Origin of the sequence: Bradyrhizobium sp. (assembly GCF_049586575.1) — a bacterium.
In the GTDB taxonomy this organism is placed as follows: domain Bacteria; phylum Pseudomonadota; class Alphaproteobacteria; order Rhizobiales; family Xanthobacteraceae; genus Bradyrhizobium.
Window position 1 is genome coordinate 1 of record NZ_JBAVCF010000675.1, and the last position, 2,673, is coordinate 2,673.

Annotated in this window: 3 protein-coding genes; 2 read left to right on the forward strand and 1 reads right to left on the reverse strand. The window is 60.1% G+C overall.

What is annotated here, in order from left to right; genetic code table 11:
- Window positions 1–703: NAD(P)H-hydrate epimerase (locus tag WB528_RS24800; protein WP_423891672.1), on the reverse strand; the 703-nt coding region annotated here is incomplete at its 3' end.
- Window positions 704–1,055: 352 nt separating this feature from the next.
- Between WB528_RS24800 and WB528_RS24805 the strand changes: the two genes are divergently transcribed.
- Both WB528_RS24805 and WB528_RS24810 read left to right on the forward strand, forming a co-directional pair.
- Window positions 1,056–1,394 carry a P-II family nitrogen regulator gene (locus WB528_RS24805; RefSeq protein WP_213741013.1) on the forward strand — a complete coding sequence of 113 codons (339 nt, stop codon included), beginning with the start codon at window positions 1,056–1,058 and terminating at the stop codon, window positions 1,392–1,394.
- A gap of 411 nt (window positions 1,395–1,805) precedes the next feature.
- On the forward strand, window positions 1,806–2,673 hold an 868-nt coding region (locus WB528_RS24810; RefSeq protein ID WP_423891674.1), incomplete at its 3' end, for a glutamine synthetase beta-grasp domain-containing protein.

Consider the following 2,673-nt stretch of genomic DNA (forward strand, 5'->3'; position numbering starts at 1 on the left):
TATATTTATGCCCGTCGGTCTCGGGCACCGGATATGAGCCACGCCAGAACGGCGGGATATTTTCAAAAGTCTTGGGCTCAATCTCGCCAAGCACCTTGGCGTCGATCCCGATGTCGGCGACGCGCACCGTCCCGCAGTGAAGACGCCCCGGCATCAGCAGATGCGCGGGCTTTCGGCGGAAGAAGGTGACGGTTTCCGTGGCGCGCACGGCCGTTCCCATCACCGAGCCTGACGTGCCGTTGATCCCGCTCGGCAGATCGACGGCGAGAACCGGCGCGCCGTTGGCGTTGATCGCCTCGATCATATCGAACGGCTCGCCCTTGACCGCCCGGTCGAGACCCGCCCCGAATAGCGCATCGATGATCAGCGCCGGCTTGCCGATCGCTTGCGGATTGAACGGCAGCACCGGATATTTCCAGCCGCGCGCGGCGGACGCCGCATCGCCCTGCAAGTTCTCCCGCTCGCACAGCAGAATGACCTGGACCTCCCGGCCATGCGCGGCGAGTTCGGCGGCAGCGACAAACCCGTCGCCGCCATTGTTGCCGGGTCCGGCGATCACCACGATCGGACCGTCGTCGACCATATCCATCGCCGCCGCTGCGACCGCCTGGCCAGCGCTCAGCATCAATGCAAATCCCGGCGTTCCGGCAGCAATGGCCAACCGGTCGGCACGCTCCATCTCGGCCGTGGTCAGAATTTCCATGCCCAATCCCCTGACAGCAACGCCTTTTCCGAAGGCACTTTTCTCAAACTCCTGCGCACCAAGCCCGGCTGGCTGCCCACCGTTTGACCTATTTGCCTATTTTTACATCTGTCCTATGATTGGTCGATTCCCGCCGGTGGCTTTTCGGCGTCCCCTAAAGGGCTGATAAAATTCAAGATTCCAACATCTTAACGATTTGGCATAGACCCTGCTTCCGAGGAAGAAAGTCTGAACTGATGGCTTGGGCAGGCAAATATCAAGCCTGCGCGGGACCATCAGATTTGCGTCATCGCAATATCGCGACAACCAGCCTGAAATTCCTTGAGACCCTGAAAGTGCCGGGAGGCAACCTGTGAAGAAAATCGAAGCCATCATCAAGCCGTTCAAGCTCGACGAGGTCAAGGAAGCGCTCCAGGAAGTCGGACTTCAGGGTATCACGGTTACCGAGGCCAAGGGATTCGGCCGGCAAAAAGGGCATGCCGAACTCTACCGGGGCGCCGAATACATCGTGGATTTCCTGCCCAAGGTGAAGATCGAGATCGTGATTTCCGACGAACTCGTCGACCGGGCGATCGATGCGATCCGGCGTGCGGCTCAGACCGGACGGATCGGAGACGGCAAGATTTTCGTGTCCAATATCGAAGAGGCCATCCGCATCCGGACCGGCGAATCCGGGCTCGACGCGATCTAGGCCACGATCGAGGTACGCTCCCTCCCTCTCCCACGCAGCCGGGGTTTACCCCGGCTGCGCATTGTGAATTTGCGCAAGTCGGGCAGGCCCGACTTGCGGTGGCAGAGGGGGGTGGGGGTTACGGTCGATCCAACCTGATGTCCCCCTCACCCGATTTGCTTAGCGCAAAATCGACCTCTCCCCGCAGGGGATAGGTCGACCACTTGGCCGACAGAGCGCTTCAACCGCGAAGCATCGCGATCTTATGCGCGTAGATTGGATGCTGGATCACACCGCCAGCGCAAGAAATGCCGCTTCTGGCAGCAGTTCTCCGGCCATTCCGATGTTGTCTTGATCGTCCCCCAATTGTATTGACCTAGGGCCGGGCGCCGTGTGCAGCCCCAGATCAAGTCAGTCAAAACAGGGGGATTCATGAAGACCGCCAAGGACGTCCTCAAATCGATCAAGGACAACGACGTCAAATACGTCGATCTGCGCTTTACCGATCCGCGCGGCAAGTGGCAGCACGTTACCTTCGATGTCACCATGATCGAAGAGGAAACCTTTGCCGAGGGCGTCATGTTCGACGGTTCCTCGATCGCGGGCTGGAAGGCGATCAACGAATCCGACATGTGCCTGATGCCCGATCCGGTCACGGCCACGATCGATCCGTTCTTTGCCGAGACCACCATGGTCATCACCTGCGACGTGCTCGAACCGACCACGGGCGAACCCTACAACCGCGATCCCCGCGGCATGGCCAAGAAGGCCGAAGCCATGGTCAAGTCGATGGGCGTTGGCGACACCGTGTTCTTCGGCCCCGAAGCGGAATTCTTCGTATTCGACGACGTCCGTTATCAGACCACCCCCTACAACACCGGCTTCAAGCTCGATTCCTCCGAACTGCCGATCAACTCCGACACCGAGTATGAAGGCGGCAACCTCGGCCACCGCATCCGCACCAAGGCCGGCTACTTCCCGGTGCCGCCGCAGGACTCCGTGCAGGACATGCGCTCCGAAATGTTGGGGGCCATGGCGAAGATGGGGGTCAAGGTCGAAAAGCATCACCACGAAGTCGCCTCCGCCCAGCACGAACTCGGCATGAAGTTCGACACGCTGACGCTGATGGCCGACCAGATGCAGATCTATAAATACTGCATCCACCAGGTCGCTCACATCTACGGCAAGACCGCAACCTTCATGCCGAAGCCGGTCTATGGCGACAACGGCTCGGGCATGCACTGCCACCAGTCGATCTGGAAGGGCGGCAAGCCGGTGTTCGCCGGCAACAAGTATGCCG